The organism is Corynebacterium sp. ACRPS (assembly GCF_022346005.1).
Lineage (GTDB): Bacteria > Actinomycetota > Actinomycetes > Mycobacteriales > Mycobacteriaceae > Corynebacterium.
Genome location: NZ_JAKRMY010000002.1, coordinates 1 through 18,493 on the forward strand (window position 1 = coordinate 1; position 18,493 = coordinate 18,493).

Annotated in this window: 18 protein-coding genes and 1 pseudogene; all 19 read left to right on the forward strand. The window is 55.2% G+C overall.

Going from position 1 to position 18,493, the window contains the following annotated elements:
• Nucleotides 1–210: 210 nt before the first annotated feature.
• Nucleotides 211–1,008: pseudogene (locus MHX65_RS01210) on the forward strand (hypothetical protein); the annotation flags it as partial.
• On the forward strand, nucleotides 1,008–1,991 hold the full coding sequence (locus MHX65_RS01215) for an HAD-IIA family hydrolase (RefSeq protein WP_239268005.1): 984 nt from the start codon (nucleotides 1,008–1,010) through the stop codon (nucleotides 1,989–1,991). The pseudogene MHX65_RS01210 and the gene MHX65_RS01215, both read left to right, overlap by 1 nt.
• On the forward strand, nucleotides 1,982–2,143 hold the full coding sequence (locus tag MHX65_RS01220) for a hypothetical protein (RefSeq protein WP_239268007.1): 162 nt from the start codon (nucleotides 1,982–1,984) through the stop codon (nucleotides 2,141–2,143). The genes MHX65_RS01215 and MHX65_RS01220 overlap by 10 nt, the downstream gene beginning before the upstream one ends.
• Complete coding sequence (locus tag MHX65_RS01225; protein ID WP_239268009.1) at nucleotides 2,143–2,949, forward strand: TlyA family RNA methyltransferase; 807 nt, start codon at nucleotides 2,143–2,145, stop codon at nucleotides 2,947–2,949. Before MHX65_RS01220 ends, MHX65_RS01225 begins: the two co-directional genes overlap by 1 nt.
• Nucleotides 2,949–3,830, forward strand: a complete 882-nt coding sequence (locus MHX65_RS01230; RefSeq protein WP_239268011.1) for an NAD kinase — start codon at nucleotides 2,949–2,951, stop codon at nucleotides 3,828–3,830. The genes MHX65_RS01225 and MHX65_RS01230 overlap by 1 nt, the downstream gene beginning before the upstream one ends.
• On the forward strand, nucleotides 3,830–5,500 hold the full coding sequence (gene recN / locus MHX65_RS01235) for a DNA repair protein RecN (RefSeq protein ID WP_239268013.1): 1,671 nt from the start codon (nucleotides 3,830–3,832) through the stop codon (nucleotides 5,498–5,500). The genes MHX65_RS01230 and recN overlap by 1 nt, the downstream gene beginning before the upstream one ends.
• A gap of 10 nt (nucleotides 5,501–5,510) precedes the next feature.
• Entirely contained in the window at nucleotides 5,511–6,671 is a 1,161-nt protein-coding gene (steA, locus tag MHX65_RS01240; RefSeq protein ID WP_239268015.1) for a putative cytokinetic ring protein SteA, read from the forward strand.
• A 14-nt stretch (nucleotides 6,672–6,685) separates the two neighbouring features.
• Complete coding sequence (locus MHX65_RS01245; protein ID WP_239268017.1) at nucleotides 6,686–7,597, forward strand: copper transporter; 912 nt, start codon at nucleotides 6,686–6,688, stop codon at nucleotides 7,595–7,597.
• Nucleotides 7,597–8,235: an NUDIX domain-containing protein gene (locus MHX65_RS01250; RefSeq protein ID WP_239268019.1), complete on the forward strand. Its 639-nt coding sequence runs from the start codon at nucleotides 7,597–7,599 to the stop codon at nucleotides 8,233–8,235. Before MHX65_RS01245 ends, MHX65_RS01250 begins: the two co-directional genes overlap by 1 nt.
• Entirely contained in the window at nucleotides 8,232–9,122 is an 891-nt protein-coding gene (gene xerD, locus MHX65_RS01255; protein ID WP_239268021.1) for a site-specific tyrosine recombinase XerD, read from the forward strand. Before MHX65_RS01250 ends, xerD begins: the two co-directional genes overlap by 4 nt.
• 164 nt (nucleotides 9,123–9,286) lie before the next feature.
• Entirely contained in the window at nucleotides 9,287–10,159 is an 873-nt protein-coding gene (locus MHX65_RS01260; RefSeq protein ID WP_239268023.1) for a ParA family protein, read from the forward strand.
• A 6-nt stretch (nucleotides 10,160–10,165) separates the two neighbouring features.
• On the forward strand, nucleotides 10,166–10,963 hold the full coding sequence (locus MHX65_RS01265; RefSeq protein WP_239268025.1) for a segregation and condensation protein A: 798 nt from the start codon (nucleotides 10,166–10,168) through the stop codon (nucleotides 10,961–10,963).
• A 37-nt stretch (nucleotides 10,964–11,000) separates the two neighbouring features.
• The gene (gene scpB, locus MHX65_RS01270; RefSeq protein ID WP_023017548.1) at nucleotides 11,001–11,555 is read left to right on the forward strand and encodes an SMC-Scp complex subunit ScpB; all 555 of its coding nucleotides are present in this window, start codon (nucleotides 11,001–11,003) and stop codon (nucleotides 11,553–11,555) included.
• Between the two features lie 55 nt (nucleotides 11,556–11,610).
• Nucleotides 11,611–12,522 (forward strand): pseudouridine synthase, encoded by a 912-nt coding sequence (locus MHX65_RS01275; protein WP_239268027.1) that lies wholly within the window; start codon nucleotides 11,611–11,613, stop codon nucleotides 12,520–12,522.
• Nucleotides 12,522–13,214, forward strand: a complete 693-nt coding sequence (gene cmk, locus MHX65_RS01280; RefSeq protein ID WP_239268029.1) for a (d)CMP kinase — start codon at nucleotides 12,522–12,524, stop codon at nucleotides 13,212–13,214. Before MHX65_RS01275 ends, cmk begins: the two co-directional genes overlap by 1 nt.
• A complete protein-coding gene (gene der, locus MHX65_RS01285) occupies nucleotides 13,211–14,794 on the forward strand; it encodes a ribosome biogenesis GTPase Der (RefSeq protein ID WP_239268031.1) in 1,584 nt (527 codons plus the stop codon). Before cmk ends, der begins: the two co-directional genes overlap by 4 nt.
• Nucleotides 14,795–14,976: 182 nt before the next feature.
• Nucleotides 14,977–16,425 carry an FAD/NAD(P)-binding protein gene (locus MHX65_RS01290; protein WP_239268033.1) on the forward strand — a complete coding sequence of 483 codons (1,449 nt, stop codon included), beginning with the start codon at nucleotides 14,977–14,979 and terminating at the stop codon, nucleotides 16,423–16,425.
• A 6-nt stretch (nucleotides 16,426–16,431) separates the two neighbouring features.
• Complete coding sequence (locus MHX65_RS01295) at nucleotides 16,432–17,046, forward strand: GNAT family N-acetyltransferase (protein ID WP_239268035.1); 615 nt, start codon at nucleotides 16,432–16,434, stop codon at nucleotides 17,044–17,046.
• Nucleotides 17,039–18,487 (forward strand): lyase family protein, encoded by a 1,449-nt coding sequence (locus tag MHX65_RS01300; protein WP_239268037.1) that lies wholly within the window; start codon nucleotides 17,039–17,041, stop codon nucleotides 18,485–18,487. The genes MHX65_RS01295 and MHX65_RS01300 overlap by 8 nt, the downstream gene beginning before the upstream one ends.
• The last annotated feature ends 6 nt before the right edge of the window (nucleotides 18,488–18,493 follow it).

The following is an 18,493-nucleotide window of genomic DNA, read 5'->3' on the forward strand; positions in this document are numbered from 1 at the left end:
TGGCGGCCTCCTGCCGGTACTCCGGGGTGTACTTCTTCCTTGACGAACTCACAATGAACATCCTCTCCTACGGACACAAGATCCGTACTAATAGGGTGTCCACTAAACGAGGGTAACCTCAGTTTTGCACTGTAGAATGGGTGCGGTATTTCTGTGCGAGTTCCAACCAAGAAAGGGTAGGACTGAATGTTGGAGCGCAACCACCACGGCCGTAATGGCCGCGGACAAGACCGTCGGGGTCGAAATCCACGCAACTCGGGGGACCGCGATTCTCGTGGAGGGGGAAAGAAGAAGTCTTTCTCCCCTCAGCGCTCTGGGTATCGGGAAGAGCGAATCAACCGTCGTATGACCGATCCGGACATTCCCGAAGAGGTCGATGTTAATGACTTGGACCCTTTGGTGCTCCAAGACTTGAAACCCCTCTCCAAGGAGAACTCGGAGGCCGTCGCCAAGCACATGATCATGGCGGCGACCTGGATGGACGATGATCCTAAGCTGGCGCTACGGCATGCGCGCGCGGCAAAGGATCGTGCAGGTCGCGTGGCTATCGCACGAGAAGTTAATGGTATCGCTGCATACCGCGCCGGCGAATGGAAAGAGGCGCTCGCTGAGCTGCGTGCTGCCCGTCGTATTTCTGGCGGTCCAGGAATGCTTGCGGTTATGGCTGATTGTGAACGCGGGTTGGGTCGGCCGGAAAAGGCATTGGAGCTGGGACGCAGTGAGGAGGCCAAGGAGCTAGACAAAGAATCCGCTATTGAATTGGCGATCGTGTTGGCCGGCGCACGTCTTGACCTTGATCAGCCCGAATCAGCGGTGGTTACCATTCAGCGGGCACAACCTGACCGCAGTGATCGGGGAGTAAGCGCTTGTAGGTTGTCGTATGCCTATGCAAATGCTCTGCTTGCCGCGGGCCGCAAGGACGAAGCCCGCGAGTGGTTTGAGCACACCATCGCCATTGATGAGGGCGATTGGACCGATGCCACTGACCGATTGGCGGAATGTAAATAATGAGTGTTTTAAGCAAACATGATGCCTTATTGTTGGACTTGGATGGAACCGTCTGGGAGGGCGGCCGTCCGCTAAGTAACGTAGTAGACGTTATTAATACGTGTGGAGTTCCCGCAGTATATGTCACAAATAATGCGTCGCGGAGCCCAGAAGCCGTCGCCACAATGCTGACGGATATCGGTTTGACTGCGGCTTCTGGTGATATCGTCACCTCCGCCCAAGCGGTATTGCAATTGGCTGCCGAGGAAATTCCGTCGGGTGCGAAGGTATTAATTATTGGCGCGGATTCTTTCCGTGATTTGGCTAAAGACATGGGTTTTTCCGTGGTCTCGAGTGCCGATGAGAAGCCGGCTGCCGTCCTACAAGGGTTTGATAAGTCCGTTGGGTGGGAACAGCTAACGGAAGGTGCGCTGGCTATCCGGGCAGGTGCGAAGTTTTTTGCATCAAACCTGGATACTTCGCTTCCAATCGAGAGGGGGCTAGGCGTCGGCAATGGCTCTTTGGTTGCTGCAGTTGAAAAGGCTACGGGAGTAGAGCCCGTTTCTGCGGGGAAGCCTGAAGCCGCAATGTTTTTCCTTGCGGCCAAAAAGGTGGGGTCAAAAAAGCCTTTGGCAGTGGGCGACAGGATAGATACCGATATCGTTGGGGGTAACGCCGCAGCGATGAATACCTTTCATGTCTTGACCGGAGTATCGGGCGAGCTGGAGCTTATCGAAGCCCCGGTGGAGGCACGGCCTAACTTCATTGGTGCGGGCATGCACGAGCTTTCATTGCCTATTTCGCAGGTGCGACCGGGACCGCAAGGAGACTTTACCGCGCGATGCGATGGGTATGACGTTCTTTTGCAGGGTGGAAATGAATCCTCTACCTCGGTGCAAGCGCTGCGGACGGTCTTAGAAGTGGCGTGGTCGATGCCGGCACCACCTCGGTATATTCAGCCGCGTAGTGAGTTTGCGGAAAAGGTTGTGTCGAAATGGCGGTAAAGCCGCACGATTTTCGGGCTGTGAAAGAGCCTGAGGAAGTAGATTCGGAGATATCGACAATTCTCGGCGAAGATGCGCAATCACTTGCAGAAGAAGTCGATCAACTGGACAGGGCGCATTCCGTATTGCGGAATGCTTTGCAGGAGAACTAATGCCACCACAACGCCGCAGGCTGGATGCAGAACTTGTGCGCCGAAAAATTGCGCGATCTCGTGAGCAAGCCCGCGAGATGATCAAGTCTGGCCGTGTGACGGTCGGCGGGTTTAAGGCAGAAAAGCCTGCAACTGTCGTGGATCCTGAAGTCTCCATCAAGGTCGAAGAGTCTGAGGAAGACAAGTGGGCGTCTCGCGGCGCACATAAGCTTTTGGGTGCACTTGCCGCATTCGACGTCGACATGGATGGTCGCATCTTAGATGCAGGGGCATCGACGGGAGGATTTACGGATGTGTGCTTGGCGTCTGGTGCGAGGGAAGTGCTTTCCGTTGACGTCGGGTATGGGCAATTATTGTGGCGGCTGCAAAATGACGACCGCGTAACCGTCTTGGATCGCACGAATATCCGCACTATTAATCCAGAGATGACCAATGGCCTGTGCGATGGCATGGTCGGGGATTTATCTTTTATTTCCTTAAAACTGGTGCTGCCAGCAATTGTGGAGTGTATGAAGGACGGAGCGTGGCTGCTGCCAATGGTCAAGCCGCAGTTTGAGGTTGGGAAGGAGCGCATCGGCAGCGGCGGGGTGGTTCGTTCTCCGAAGATGCGGAAAGAGGTCACGCAGGACGTTGCTGAATTTGCCGTGTCTTTAGGCCTCAGTCTGCACGGTGTTGTGGCTTCACCATTGCCGGGCCCGAGTGGAAATGTGGAATATTTTCTGTGGCTGAAAAAGGACGGTATGTCAACAGACGCAGCTACAATGAAACAGATGATTGATACTGCCGTTGAAGAAGGTCCGCAGTAATGCGAGAGATATTGTTGGTTCCGCATGCCAATCGCGCAGAGAACCTGCAGGCTACCTCCCGCGCAGCCGAGTTATTGCAGGAGGCAGGGATAACGGTTCGCGTTTGTGCGGACGAAACCGTCCTGCCGGGGCTACAGCACGTCCCGCATTCTGATGCTGCGGCGGAGGGATGTGAACTGGTTCTTGTTCTCGGCGGTGATGGCACCTTCCTGCGCGCCGCCGATATGGCGCGGGCGGTAGATATTCCGGTCCTCGGAGTGAATCTGGGCCACGTTGGCTTCCTCGCGGAATGGGAGGTGGAGTCATTAGACGGAGCCGTTGCCCGCGTGATTGAGAAAAGCTACCGGGTGGAAGACAGGCTGACGGTGGATGTATCCATTTCGGATGCCAACGGTCAGCTACTGTCCAGCAGCTGGGCCTTGAATGAGGCCTCGGTTGAAAACCAGAACAGGTCGGGCGTGCTGGATGCGATTTTGGAGATCGATCGGCGCCCGGTTTCGTCGTTTGGCTGTGATGGCGTGCTGATTTCTACTCCTACGGGTTCTACGGCGTATGCATTTTCTGCCGGCGGCCCGGTGCTGTGGCCATCCCTAGATGCAATCTTGGTCGTGCCGAATAATGCCCACGCGCTTTTTACCAAACCGTTAGTGGTTTCCCCCAACTCGTTGGTGGCGGTGGAATCAACCATGCAAACCACACCGGCCGTGGTTATCTTGGATGGGTGCCGGGAACTTATTATGCCACCGGGTGCCCGCGTCGAGGTGGTGCGCGGTAAGCGCCCCGTACGCTGGGTGCGGTTGGATGATCAACCCTTTACGGATCGATTGGTCTCTAAGCTGCGGTTGCCCGTGGAAGGCTGGCGCGGACCGAAGGAGAAATAGTGCTTGTCGATATTTCTATCAATGATTTAGGAGTCATTCGCCATAGCTCTGCGGAATTGTCGGAGGGCTTGACCGTATTGACCGGTGAGACCGGAGCGGGCAAAACCATGGTGGTCACGGGGCTTCGACTGTTGGCAGGCGGGCGTGCCGATGCCTCGAGGGTGCGCGATGGCGCTAAAAAAGCGGCCGTGGAAGGCCACTTTAGTTCCGCGAAGGAGAGCATTAGCCAGCTGGTGGACTCGGTGGGTGGCGAGCCAGATGAAAATGGTGAGTTTATTGTCTCGCGGACCGTTTCAGCAGCGGGGCGATCGCGGGCCTATTTGGGCGGGCGTGCCGTACCGGCCGCCACATTGGGAGATTTCGCGCGGGAGATAATTACCGTGCATGGACAGAACGATCAATTGCGCCTTTTGGCCCCAGAAGAGCAGCTCGCGGCGGTAGACCGTGCGGACCCGCAATTGGCGGGCATCCGGGAAGACTATGCGGAGGCCTTTAAAAAGTGGCGTGGTTTAGCCAAGGATTATCGTCGGCGCACGGAGTCTCGTAGGGAACTTGCCCAGGAAGCTGACCGCCTGCAATATGCCTTAGAGGAAATCAACGGTGTGGCGCCCGAGCCAGGGGAAGACGCGGAGCTGGTGCAGTTGGTGCAGCGCCTGCAAGACGTCGACGGTTTGCGCGAATCCGCGCACACTGCCTTGGCGGCGATCGATGGAACGGAAGAGATTGATGAGGCTGCTTCTTCGCTGCTCGGGCGTGCGGGGTCGGCGTTAGTGGGATCCTCGGATAAGCAGCTGGCGGATTTGGGCGAGCGCATCTCTGAGCTCACCTCGCAGCTAGGCGATATTTCGGCTGAGCTCGGCGGATACCTCGCGGGGCTGCCGGCGGATCCGAATCTGTTGGAAAAATCGCTGCAGCGCCAGCAGGATCTTCGAGCATTGACCCGTAAATACGCCAGCGATATCGATGGTGTTTTGGCGTGGCGCGATGAGGCGGAGTCCAAATTGCAGTCGATGGATACCTCGACGGAGGTCCTCGAGGAACTTAAGGCGCAGGTCAAAGAGGCTGAACAGGAGATGAAGCAAAAGGCGGCGGAGCTTACGAAGGGTCGCCGCAAAGCCGCGGAAGCGCTGGGCAAGCTGGTGACTGAGGAGTTGCATGGATTGGCCATGCCCAATTCCACGTTGTCGGTTGAGCTCTCCGCGGCTAAGTATTCTAAGACGGGCGCCGATGCTGCGGAGTTGCAGCTCAATGGGAAGCCTTTGGCCACCGCGGCCTCCGGTGGTGAGCTGTCTCGCGTCATGCTTGCCCTTGAGGTCGTTCTCGCCAGCGAGGACGGTGCGACCTTGGTCTTCGATGAGGTCGATGCCGGCGTGGGCGGGCGTGCGGCGGTAGAAATTGGGCGTCGGCTAGCGCGGCTCGCTGCGCATAATCAGGTTATCGTCGTGACCCATTTACCGCAGGTGGCTGCGTATGCGGATGCGCATTTGCATGTCTCGAAGGATAAATTTACCTCTGGGGTGGCCGAGTTAAAGGAGCAGGAGCGCGTGGAGGAATTGGCGCGCATGCTGGCTGGTTTGGATGACACGGAAACTGGACGCGCGCACGCCCAAGAGCTTTTTGATCGCGCACAAAAAGAAGCTTCCGCGCGCCTTACCCAGCTGGCGGACTAAGCAAGGAACAATGGGGCCCATGGCTCTGTTTTCCCGTACCCCTGATCATCCTGGTGAGCATGCTGCATTGCGCGATTGCACCCCGGGCGCGAAAGGTCTTAAGAAGTTTTCTGCAGGTGATATCGCCGTTATTGATGCGGCGAATATTTCCCGGCCCGAGGCACAAACGCTTGTGGAATTGCAGCCCTCTGCGGTGGTCAACGTCGCCAGGTTTTCTACTGGCTCCATTCCTAATTGCGGTCCACACATGCTTCTCGATGCCGATATTGAACTCCTCGAAGGCCTCGGCGAGGAATTTATCTCGGAGTTTAAGGATGGCAAGAAGGCGCATATTGGGGAGGATGGAAAGGTCTACGTCGCGGATAAAGTAATCGGGACGGGGCAGAAGGTTTCCAGGGAGCGCGCTGACAAGAACTTCAAGGCGGCACAAAGTGCACTCATTGATCACATGGAGTCCTATTTCGCGAGCTCCATTGACTTCATTAACTCTGAGGGCCCCCTGCTTATCGATGGCCTCGGGGTCCCCGCATCCGGTGCCGAGATAGCTGGCCGGAAGGTCATTGTTTTATCTCCCACCGAAGACCACCGTGCCCTGCTGAAAGAATTGCGGAATTTCATCCGGGAGTATGAACCGCTGCTCATTGCGGTTGATGAAGCCGCGGATTCTTTGCTGGAGCAGGGATATAAGCCTGACTTCATTATTGGGGATCCTGTCAAGGTAAGCGATGAGTCGCTGCGTTGCGGCGCGCGCATTGTCGTGCCTGCGGATCCAGAAGGCAGCGTGGAGAGCATTGACCGCATCCAAGAACTGGGTATTGGGGCCATGACATTCCCAGCGGCTTCGGAATCGGCCACGGATTTAGCGCTGCTCTTTGCGGATTACCACGGCGCGGGACTTATCGTGCAGGCAGGTGGCGGATTTGACCTCGATGATGTTTTTGCCAACCGCGTGGCTCCGTCTGCCGTAATGTCTCGGCTGAAGGCCGGAACGAAGGTGGTCGACTCCGAGGCGGTCATCAATCTGTATTCCGCTCCGTCCTCGCACCTTGGTTGGCTGTGGGCCCTTCTGAGCATCTTTGTGGCGATTGCAGCGATCATCTTGATCGTGGGCTTTGGCGGGAGCCAAGATTTCTTGAGTAATTTAAGCCAAACGTGGTCGAGCCTATTCTGAGTGGGGGTAAAAATATGGCGAAAGCGCAACTAATTACGGGTCTTGGACTAGGAGCGGCGGCTGGTGTGGCCCTCGGTGCCTTGGTGATCGCGCCCAACCTGACCACCAGTGTGGCCGACGATGACCCGATCCGTGCAGAACACCGCAAGGTGGTGCAAGAAAATAAGATCTTGCAGAACCAAAATGAGGCGAGCGATGACATAGTCAAGAACGTGGCACCAGACTTGGTCTCTGGGACGTTATCGCAGCGGCCAGTGCTGGTTATTTCCACCGATGACGCAAATAGCAGTGATCTTTCTGATATCACGAAGCTCTTAGAAGCCTCCGGGGCTACCGCCGCGGGAGAAATTAAGCTAAGTAAAGACTTCCTGCGGGGTGAAAGCAAAGACGATATCGTATCAATTCTTAAAGATAACGCCCCGAAAAAGGCAGATCTTAAGGGACTCGATAAAACCGTGGGAAGCTATGGCGGCGAGGTTTTGGGCGCGGCCTTATCCATGGACCCAGAAAGCACGGAGCCGATCGCAAGCGTGAAGGAGCGATCCGAGCTGCTGCGTGCCCTGCGTGATAAGGATTTTATTGATTATAAGGACGGGACCATCCTTCCCGCCCAGTCCATCATCATCGTCTCCGGCAGCGGGGTGCGCGGATATTATTCGGATACCTTGGCAGAGTTCGCCACCGCCTTGGACGAGGTCAATGGAAGCGTGGTACTGAGTGCACGGGCCAAACAGACCCAAGATGAGAAGGCAATAGAGCAGCTGCGCACCAAAGACGTGGATCTTTCTACCGTAGATGGCATTGAACGCGCGGTAGAGCGCATCGCCGTCATTTCTGCCGCCGAGGAACAGCTTAATGGCGGCAGGGGAGACTACGGTTCAGCAGAAAGCGCGGATTCCGCCCTACCTGAAGAGGAGAAAGAATAGTGGCCTACGATTTTCAAGTCTTAGATTCAGAGTTAATTTTTGATGCCCCTATCGTCGCCGTACGCCGCGATACCTTGTCCATGCCGGGAGGAAACACCGCGGATAGGGAGATCATTGAGCACCTGGGAGCCGTCGCGGTGGTGGCCTTGGATGAGGATCGGCGCATCGCGATGGTGCATCAGTACCGGCATAGCGTCGGCAAGCGGCTGTGGGAACTGCCGGCAGGGCTGCTAGATGTAAAGGGCGAGAATGAGCTTTCCGGCGCGCAGCGCGAGTTGCAGGAGGAAGCGGGCCTTGCCGCGAAGGACTGGGAAGTTCTTACGGATATGGTGACCTCACCGGGGTTTTGTGAGGAAGCCGTGCGGATTTTTCTGGCTCGCGACCTTAGCGAGGTACCGGCGCTGCAGGATACCGGCGATGAAGAAGCCGATATGGATTTTGCCTGGGTGGATTTAGACAAGGCAGTAAATAAGGTGCTGGCCGGTGAGATAGTTAATTCCGTTGCGTGCGCGGGTATTTTAGCCGCATATGCCACGGTCATTGGTGGAAAGCCGACGCGTTCGGTGGATGCGCCGTTCGATTTGCGTCCGACCCATATGGCTGCCCGCCGCAGTGGACCGGACCTGAAAAAGCAGTGACTGCTGCGGAGGATGTAGCTCAGACCTGGTTGAATCACCTCGCCGTCGAACGTGGAGTGTCAGCAAATACCCTGAGCAATTACCGGCGGGATATTCGCCGGTACGTGGATTGGCTGGCAGCAAATGGGGTCCAGGACCTACGGCAGGTAACACGACCAATGGTGGAGGCCTATTTAAAGGATCTGCGCGAAAAGATGGCGGTATCTTCTGCCAACCGTGCCCTTATCGTGGCGCGCGGGTTGCACAAATTCGCCGTTGCAGAGGGCGAAGTCGATAGCGATGTTGCAGCCGAGGTGAGCCCGCCTTCCACGGGGCAACACCTGCCGGAGACCTTGAGCGTGGAAGAGGTGACGCGGCTTATTGAATCGACGCCGACGGAAACACCGGTTGACCTTCGCGATAGGGCGTTACTAGAAGTGCTCTATGGCACTGGGGCGCGCATTTCTGAGGTAATTTCGCTCAATGTCGATGACGTAGCTACTGCCGATGACGTCCTAGTCCTGCATGGCAAGGGCGATAAGGAGCGGCTTGTACCCCTCGGCTCGCATGCTCGCCAGGCCATCGATGCCTATCTGGTGCGCGCCCGTCCCGTGCTGGGAAAGGGCAAGACCGCTGCGCTGTTTTTGAATACGCGCGGCGGCGCTCTCTCGCGGCAAAGCGCCTGGTCCGTTATTAAAACCGCGGCGCAGCGCAGCCAGTTGGATAAGTCCATTTCGCCGCACACGCTGCGCCATTCCTTTGCCACGCACCTTCTCGAAGGCGGTGCCGATGTGCGCACCGTGCAGGAGCTTTTAGGGCATTCCTCCGTGACTACCACGCAGATCTATACCCACGTAACCGCAGATTCCTTACGGGAGGTTTGGCGGACCGCGCATCCTCGGGCGTAGCTTTTACTCGAGCGGCAGGTGCTTAAGTCAATGCTAGAGACTTGATATTTGCAAAGTCTCGGTAGTCATAAAGGGGAGCGGGTACGCTATAATTACAACGTTGTAAGCAACCCTATGCCAAATGTCATGGTCCATGACTTGGCGTCAAGGAAGAAGGTTTGACTGTGAGCGAAGAGGGTCTCTTTTCAGCCTCTGATGTAGAGACGGGGCTAACTGGCCGCCCTGTCCGCGAGCTGCCGGAACCCGCCCCCTTGGAAAAACATGGGCCCGCCACCATCATCTCGATGTGTAACCAAAAGGGCGGCGTGGGCAAGACCACGTCCACCATTAATATGGGGGCCTGCCTCGCAGAGTATGGGCGCAAGGTTCTCTTGGTTGACTTGGACCCGCAGGGTGCTCTTTCGGCCGGGCTGGGATTAAACCATGATGACATCGAGGACTCGATTTATGACGTGATGCTGGATAGTCATACCTCTATCCACTCCGCCATTCATCACACCAGCGTGTCCGGCATGGACCTCGTTCCGGCTAATATCGATCTGTCTGCGGCAGAGATTCAGATGGTCAATGAAGTAGGCCGCGAGCACACCTTGGCGCGCGCCCTGCGTCCGGTGCGCCGGGATTATGACTTCATCATCATTGATTGCCAGCCTTCTTTGGGTCTGCTTACGGTCAACGCCCTAGCTTGTTCCCAGGGTGTCATCATTCCTATGGAATGCGAGTTCTTCTCGCTGCGCGGGCTTGCTTTGCTGACGGACACAGTGGAAAAAGTCTCTGACCGCATCAATTTCGATCTGGAAGTCATGGGTATTTTGGTCACCATGTTTGATCGACGGACCAAGCACGCCCGTGAAGTCATGTCCCGCGTGGTGGAATACTTTGGGGACCAAGTATTCGATACCGTCATTACCCGTACCGTGCGCTTCCCAGAAACCTCCGTGGCCGGCGAGCCCATCACCTCGTGGGCGCCCAGTTCCCAGGCCGCACAGCAATACCGCGATCTGGCGAAGGAAGTCATCGAGCGTTCGACCGTCTAAGCTACCGTGACGCAGCCAGAGATTACGGGGTTCCGCATTGCCCTGCGGAATTTTGAGGGGCCATTCGATCTGCTTTTGCAGCTCATCCAGGCCAAGAAGATGGATATCACGGATGTAGCCTTGTCTGAGGTGACCGATGAATTTGTGGGCTACACACGCCAACTGGGCGAAAACGCGGATCTGGATGAGACGACGGATTTCCTGGTCGTCGCGGCAACTCTATTGGACCTGAAGGCCGCGCGCCTATTGCCGCGGGGAGAGGTCGATGACCTTGAAGACTTGGAGCTGCTGGAATCGCGCGACCTGCTCTTTGCCCGCCTGTTGCAGTACAAGGCTTACAAGCAGGCGGCGGATCAATTTGCCCGCTGGCAGCGGGAGGCGCAGCGCAGTTACCCGCGAGCTGTGAGCATCGAAGAGCAATTTGCTGAGCTTTTGCCTCCCGTAACCCTGGGCCATACTCCGGCGAGCTTTGCGGAAATGGCGGCGGGTGTCTTTCGCCCCAAGCCGCCGGAAGAAGTGGCCACGGGCCATATTCATGGCGTTGCCGTCTCCGTGCCCGAACAGGCTGGCAAGATACTCGAAACGCTCAAACTCATGGGTGCTGGGCAGTGGACAAGTTTTTCCTCGCTTACCCGGGATTGCACCACAACCATGCATATCGTCGGTAGATTCTTGGCGCTCTTGGAACTGTTTAAGGCCAAGGCGGTTGATGCCCAGCAGGAGGAGCCGTTGGGCCAACTTGACCTTTCCTGGACCGGCCTGGACGTAGATCCAGCCGTCGTTGCCGCAGCAAATTGGGACTAGTGCTAGCACCGCCGTCGGTGGTTGTAACCTAAGGGGCATGGATCTTCCGCTCATTTCGCAATTGCGGTCCCGGCTCGAGTCGATCTTGCTGGTGCTCGATTCGCCGGCATCCGTAGAGTCTTTGGCGCGGGCACTTAGCGTAGAACCTGCGGTCATTAGTGACTGTTTGCGGGCCATCCAACGCGAATTCGATAGCCGCGGCTCTGGAATTGAGCTGCGCGAAACGCCAGAGGGTTGGCGGTTTTATACGCGCCAGGAAAACGCCAGCGCGGTGGAGGAGTTTTTATTGGATGGGGCGCAAACGAAGCTGTCGCGCGCGGCCTTGGAAACCCTCGCCGTCGTGGCCTATCGCCAACCGGTCACGCGCCAGCAGGTCTCTGCGGTTCGCGGGGTCAACGTGGACGGCGTGATGCGCACCCTTAACCTGCGCGGGCTGATCCGCGAGCTCCCGCAGGATGAGTTCGAAGGGGCGTCGCACCGATATGAAACCACCGAGCTTTTCCTCGAACTGCTAGGTATAGACTCGCTGGAGCGCCTTCCGGATTTGGCGCCGCTGCTTCCAGACGTCGATGCAATCGACGAAGAGTACTGAGGTGGGGTAAACTCACGCAGGTAATTTCATATTTTCGAGAGAAAAGGACACTTAAGTGACTCCTCCCGCTCGCCGTGACGGCACACCGGATAAGAAGCAGCGAGACAGCGATATCGTTGTCTCCAATGCCAAGCCGGCTCGTAATCAACACGTTTCCAAGAAAAAGCAGAAGGCTACCGCTGAATCGGTGGCGCGCGATTTGGGCGCTGACTGGCTGGTCGATGACGATAAGCCCAAGGGAGAGCGCCTGCAGAAGGTCTTGGCTAAGGCGGGCGTCGCATCGCGCCGCCACGCGGAAATCCTCATTGATGCCGGCCGCGTTGAAGTAAATGGAAATGTCATTCTCAAGCAGGGCGTGAAGGTCAACCCCGCCGTGGACGTCATCCGCGTCGATGGCGTTCGCGTGAACGTTAACGAGGACCAAGAATATTTCATCCTCAATAAACCCCGCGGAATGCAGTCGACGATGTCAGATGATCTCGGCCGCCCCTGCGTGGGCGACGTGGTTTCTGAAAAGGTTGCCTCGGGCCAGCGCCTATTCCACGTAGGCCGCTTGGACGCGGATACGGAAGGCCTGCTCATCCTCACCAACGATGGGGAATTGGCCAACCGCCTGATGCACCCCAAGTATGAGGTGAAGAAAACCTACCTGGCCACGGTATTGGGCGAGGCCGATAATAAGCTGGTGCGCCAGCTTAAAGAGGGCATCGAGCTAGAAGATGGCCTAGCCAAGGCCGATTTTGTGCAGGTAGTGGACAAGAACCAGGGGTTCTCTCTGGTCCGAGTCGAGCTGCACGAAGGGCGCAAGCACATCGTGCGCCGCCTGCTGAAGGAAGCCGGCTATCCCGTGCAGCGTCTGGTGCGCACCAAGCTGCATACGGTCCAATTGGGTGATATGAAGCCCGGCGGGTTGCGCGCGCTGAATTCCAATGAGTTAACGAGCTTGTACAAGGTGGTGGGGATGTAATGATTTCGAATATGCCTGATGAGGGCCTGATCCTCGCGGTCGATGGCCCCTCCGGAACAGGGAAGTCCACGACCTGCCGGGCCTTGGCCAAGCAGTTGGACGCAAAATACATCGATACCGGCGCCATGTACCGGGTGGCAACCTTGGCGGTATTGCGCCAAGGCGTGGATCCCGCGGACAAAGAGGCGGTGATTTCCGCGACGGCGAACCTGCCCTTGGAGGTTTCCGATGATCCGGACTCCACCCAGGTGCTTTTCGATGGCGCCGATGTCTCCCGCGTCATCAGGGAAGACGAGGTTACCCAGAACGTCTCCGCAGTATCAGCCATCCCGGAGGTGCGGGAGAACTTGGTGGCATTGCAGCGCAAGCTGGCACAGCGCGCCCACCGCGCCATCGTAGAGGGCCGCGATATCGGTACCGTGGTGCTTGCCGATGCCCCAGCGAAGGCCTTCATGACGGCCTCGGCTGAAGTTCGCGCGCAGCGCCGGCACGATCAAAACGAAAAGGCCGGCATCGCCTCCGATTTTGAATCGGTACTGGCGGATGTGCAGCGCCGCGATGCCGCGGATTCTTCCCGCGCCACCTCGCCGCTTCGCCCAGCTGACGATGCCACTATTGTCGATACCTCTGACATGAGCCCGGAGGACGTCGTCCAGGCTCTTATCAACGTGGTTAAGGAGTCCCGCTCATGAGCAATAAAGATTTTGAATCCCCAGAGGAAGAAGTCACGCAGTTCCATTACCCTGCGGGTAAGTTCGACGAGGAAACGGTCGAGACCTCGCCGGGGTGGGCTACGGACGATTTTGATGCCGAAGAATTCGACTACGACTTTGATGAGTCAGAGTTCGGCGAGGCCGACTACGGGGACGAGGACGACCTCGAGCAGCCCCTCAGTGAGGACGAGTGGGAGCAGCTCTCGCAGTCGCTCGGCTTTGCCGATGCCACCGAAGAAGCCCTGTGCACCGTCGCTATTGTGGGCCGGCCGAATGTGGGCAAGTCTTCGCTGGTTAATCGCTTCCTCGGCCGCCGCGAGGCCGTCGTAGAAGACCACCCTGGCGTTACCCGTGACCGCGTCTCCTACGTGGCGGACTGGAATGGGCAGCGCTTTATCGTGCAGGATACCGGCGGCTGGGATCCCAACGTTAAAGGCATGCACGCCGATATCGCCCGCCAGGCAGAAATGGCGATGGATACCGCAGATGTCATCGTGATGGTGGTAGACACCAAAGTGGGCATTACCGAAACCGATGAGGTTATGGCGCGCCGCCTGCAAAAGTCCCCGGTTCCGGTGATCGTGGTATCGAATAAGTTCGATTCCGATAACCAGTATGCGGATATGGCGCAGTTTTACGCCTTGGGCCTCGGGGATCCGTGGCCGGTGTCCGCACAACACGGGCGCGGTGGCGCGGACGTGCTGGATGAGATCCTGCGCAGCTTCCCCGAAGAACCGCGCGAGACCTCGATTACGTCGGGCCCTCGCCGCGTCGCGCTCGTCGGCAGGCCTAATGTGGGCAAGTCTTCGTTGCTCAATAAGCTCACCAGTGAGGAGCGCTCGGTGGTAGATAATGTCGCCGGCACCACGGTGGATCCCGTGGACTCGCTGGTGCAGCTAGATGAGCAGTTGTGGAAGTTCATCGATACCGCGGGCCTGCGCAAGAAGGTCAAGAACACGCAGGGCCACGAGTATTATGCGTCCTTGCGCACCCGCGGCGTCATCGATGCGGCCGAGGTATGCATCATGCTTATCGATGCCTCCGAGGAGATTTCCGAGCAAGACCAGCGCGTGCTCAATATGGTGCTGGAGTCCGGTAAGGCGCTGGTCATCGCGTTCAATAAGTGGGACCTGATGGACGAGGACCGCCGCTATTACCTCGATCGCGAGATTGACGAGCAGCTGCGGCACTTGCCGTGGGTAACCCGCGTTAATATTTCAGCTGAGACCGGCCGTGCCTTGCAAAAGCTGGAGCCGGCCATGATCGAGGCCCTAGAAAGCTGGGATCAGCGCGTGTCTACCGGTCAGCTCAATAACTGGATGCGTGAGGCGATTGCTGCCAACCCGCCGCCGATGAAGAATAATCGTTTGCCGCGAGTGCTGTTTGCTACGCAGGCATCGACCCAGCCGCCGACGATTGTTCTATTTACCACTGGATTCCTCGACGCGTCCTACCGGCGCTATCTTGAACGCAAGTTCCGCGAGCGCTTTGGTTTCCACGGCACCCCCATCCGCATCGCCGTGCGCGTGCGCGAACGCCGAGGCAAAAAGCGGAAATAAGAGTTCACTGTGAAAGCGAGCGAAGCACTCACACATGTGGGGCTTCGCTCGTGTCTTTTCTTTTGATAGAACCTATAAATAAGAGTATTAAGGTAACCTAAGCTAGGCAGATTTAGGTTAATTCCTTATGAATCTTATTTATAAACCTTGTGCGTCGCGCTCGTAGAGTATTTACTCAAGTTGTGACCATTCATCAGCATTTTCGCGTCGGTGTAGTCGGCTGTGGCATTGGCGGCTCCCTTTTCTTCGAACATTTGGCAGCCATGCTCGAAGAGATCGATGAACAACCCGTGACAGAAATCGAAATATTGATATTCAATCCTGAGCACTCAATAGGTACCGGCATACCTTTTGGTCCAGACCTGCCCTGTGCAACTATCAATACAAGCTATCGTCGTTTAAACTCCCTTGGAAAATCATCAACTTTATTTACGGACTGGCTTGCTGAGACAAACCGGTTGGCGAGCCAATTGAATTCCTTCCCAATACCTCGAAGTTTTTATGGTGCATATTCTCGCTCTAAACTAAGAAATGCTGTGCAATTGATCGAGAAGAGTATCCGTGTGCGATGGGTTAAGGAGCGAGTTCACGCTATGTGGTCTATTGCTCCAGACAAAATTCAAATAGCTACAGAATCTGGCGAGCAATTCTTGGTCAATGCATCAATACTGGCCGTAGGAAACTGGTCCCCGCCTAAAATTCCTGGTACCAGAACATGTTATCCATTAGAGAGGCAGATCCAAAGTATATCTCCGGCATCGGGGCCCGAGACTCTAATTGTTGGTACCGGCCTATCAGCGGTGGATGCTGCCGTAACTTTAGCTGAGCAAGGGATTGCGTGCACTATGGCATCGCCCAGCGGCAGGTTGCCGTGGGTACAGATCGTGGAGGAAGCTGAAAGTCCATTCCCAAAGCATTTGACGATTTCAGCGGTCAAGGAATTAGATGCGGAAGGAGGGCTTACTGCCGATGCTGCATTGGGACTAATGGTACGAGAATGCGAGGAATATGGCGTTGACTTAAATGCTGTGCTGGCCGGCCAACATTACGATCAACACTGGAGCGATCCTCGAGAAGATCGACGCCATAATGCTGCGTACACGGTATTGAGCACTGCAAATGCAGCTTTAAATCTGATTTTTCAACGTCTCTCAAATGAGCAACGACAAGTATTCGAGCTGGCATTAAATGGAAACTGGCGCAGATTTAGGTTCAGGATACCGCTTAGCAGGTGGAAGCAATTAAAAAACTTTATATTAGTTGGGTTGGTGCAACTAGACACTCTTCCTCCAGTCGAACGCAACCCATCTGCACTTGCATCTTATTCATCGGTGATTGATGCTAGGGGCCAGAGCGCTTTGATCCAGAATTCAACGTTTCTAACAAACGTTTTTCGAGAAAATGGACTCAAATGCGACTACAAAGGACGTGGTTTATGGGATCCAAGTACCGGATTACTTATCTCTAGCCGTAAGAATAGTAGTCCGAAAATTTACGGAATCGGGTGCGTAACGGCAGGATCCAACCTCATTACCTCCGCCCTCGATGTTATTGATATTCAAGCTAATCTAGTAGCGCGATCAATCTTCGGGCAGCTAACTTGCACAGTCCCAAAATTCAAGAAAAGGTAGGACACGATGCTAAATAGCAACATTCCGAAAGTCCCTCTACTTCGCGGAAAAAATATTACTTTAGAAGCATTGAGTGTAGACCATGCACCTGGCTTAGCGGAGGCAGTTAAAGACGGAGAAATATGGAGGCGGTGGTATACCAAGGTCCCCGCTCCCAGTGCGATGCAACAAGCAGTAGAAGAACGTATCTCTTGGTACGAGTTGTACGGGACGCAGCTTTTTACGGTGTTTGACCAAGCCCATACTCCATTGGGGATGACTGGTTTTCAGTCATTAGACAAGGGAAATAGACGCGCACAAATAGGATACACCTGGTATAGGGAATCAGCTCAAAATACTGCGGTTAATAGTGATTGCAAGCTCACCCTAATAAGCTATGCGTTTGAGCAATTAGATTTCTTATCCGTCTTCTTCACGACCAATTCTTTCAACCGTGCCAGTCGGCGCGCTTTGGAATCAATGGGCGCACATCTAGATGGAATTCTGCGGAGCCACCAGGTACTCGATAACGGGATCATTAGAGATACCTGCGTTTATAGCGTATTGAGGCATGAATGGCCTGCTGTTAAAAATCACCTGCAATATAAGCTTGCCATCAAGACCGAGGAAAACAATGGCTGAGAACAATGAAGTAGCCAATTATGTCGCTATCGACCGAGCATCAGCTTTGGTTTTAATAAGGCAGAGATTGATTACATCGTCTGATTTTAACCATATTATTAACGCTGTCGCCTTAATTGAGCGAGAATCAGAGTCCTCACGATCCAATGGCTTTTCTGACTATCTCTATTATCAGAAGCGCGCTATAGAGATTGCAGGTCCGACGTATGGAAATGTTCATGTTGGCCGTTCGAGACAGGACATTCTTATTACATGCCAGAGGATGAACCTTCGCCGCGCAATAGTGCAGCTATTTGGCGAGGTGGTGGGTCTTCGTGACGATTTGTTAAACTTTGCAGCTACAAAGTGCGACCTAATTGTCCCAAGCTTTACCAATGGAGTTCAGGCCCAGGTGACTACGCCAGCGCATACTTTTCTTGGTTATGAAAGAAGTTTTCAACGGATAACCCAACGGTTATGCGAAGCATTAGAACGGGTCAATACTTGCCCGCTTGGGTCTGCTGCATTGGCTGGAACAAGCATTCCGGTTGATCGAAGGGTACTTGCGCGGTTACTTGGATTTTCTAAAGAAACAGCAAATACCTTTGATGGGGCCCAAGTCTCCTCGATAGACGTGGACCTCGAACTCATGGGAATATTTGAGACGGTAGCCATGGTTATCGGGATGATCACCCAAGATATTCATTCCCAATACCAGAATCCGCATCCCTGGTATATTCTCGATGCTCCAGATCTAACCCAACCAAGCACGTTGATGCCGCAAAAGCGCAACCCTGTGGCTCTTAACCATGTCAGAATGAAATCAAGTCGTACTATCGGACACTGCCAAGTCGTTCGAAGCCTGCACCATAATGTGCAAACTGGATTAACTGATCATAAGCGCGGTGATTCTTGGATCGCGGCAATACAAACGCTGGACTTGGTTGAGCATTTCCGAAAAGTAGTTCAAAATTTGAACTTTGTTCCCGGGGCCGCAATGGATATGGTTAATTCAGAATACTCCGCGGCATCAGAGATAGCGAACACACTTTATATCGTATCCGGGATTCCGTTCCGCAAAGGGCACGATTTTACTAGTAAATTAGTGGATTACTGTCGACGCGAATCGGTACTGTTTCATGAACTCACATTGGAAGAAATCGACAATATTTATCGAGGCGCAGAATCCAATTCAGCACGATCTACGTTTCCGCTGACTATCGAACAATTTCGGGAAACTGTTGATCCGCGCCATTTAATTAATAATTACGCTGTAATCGGTGGTGCTGCACCACAAGAGACGAATCGCCAGTTACGCGCCGCGCGTCGTGAGTTATCTAACGATCATTCCACTGTTTCCACATTTCTGCATATGGAGGAGAAATGGCCTGATCAATTGCTCCGGGAAGTCGACACCGAGCTTTCCATCGCAGCAACTCAGATTCCAGGTGATCAAGTCTAGGGTGTG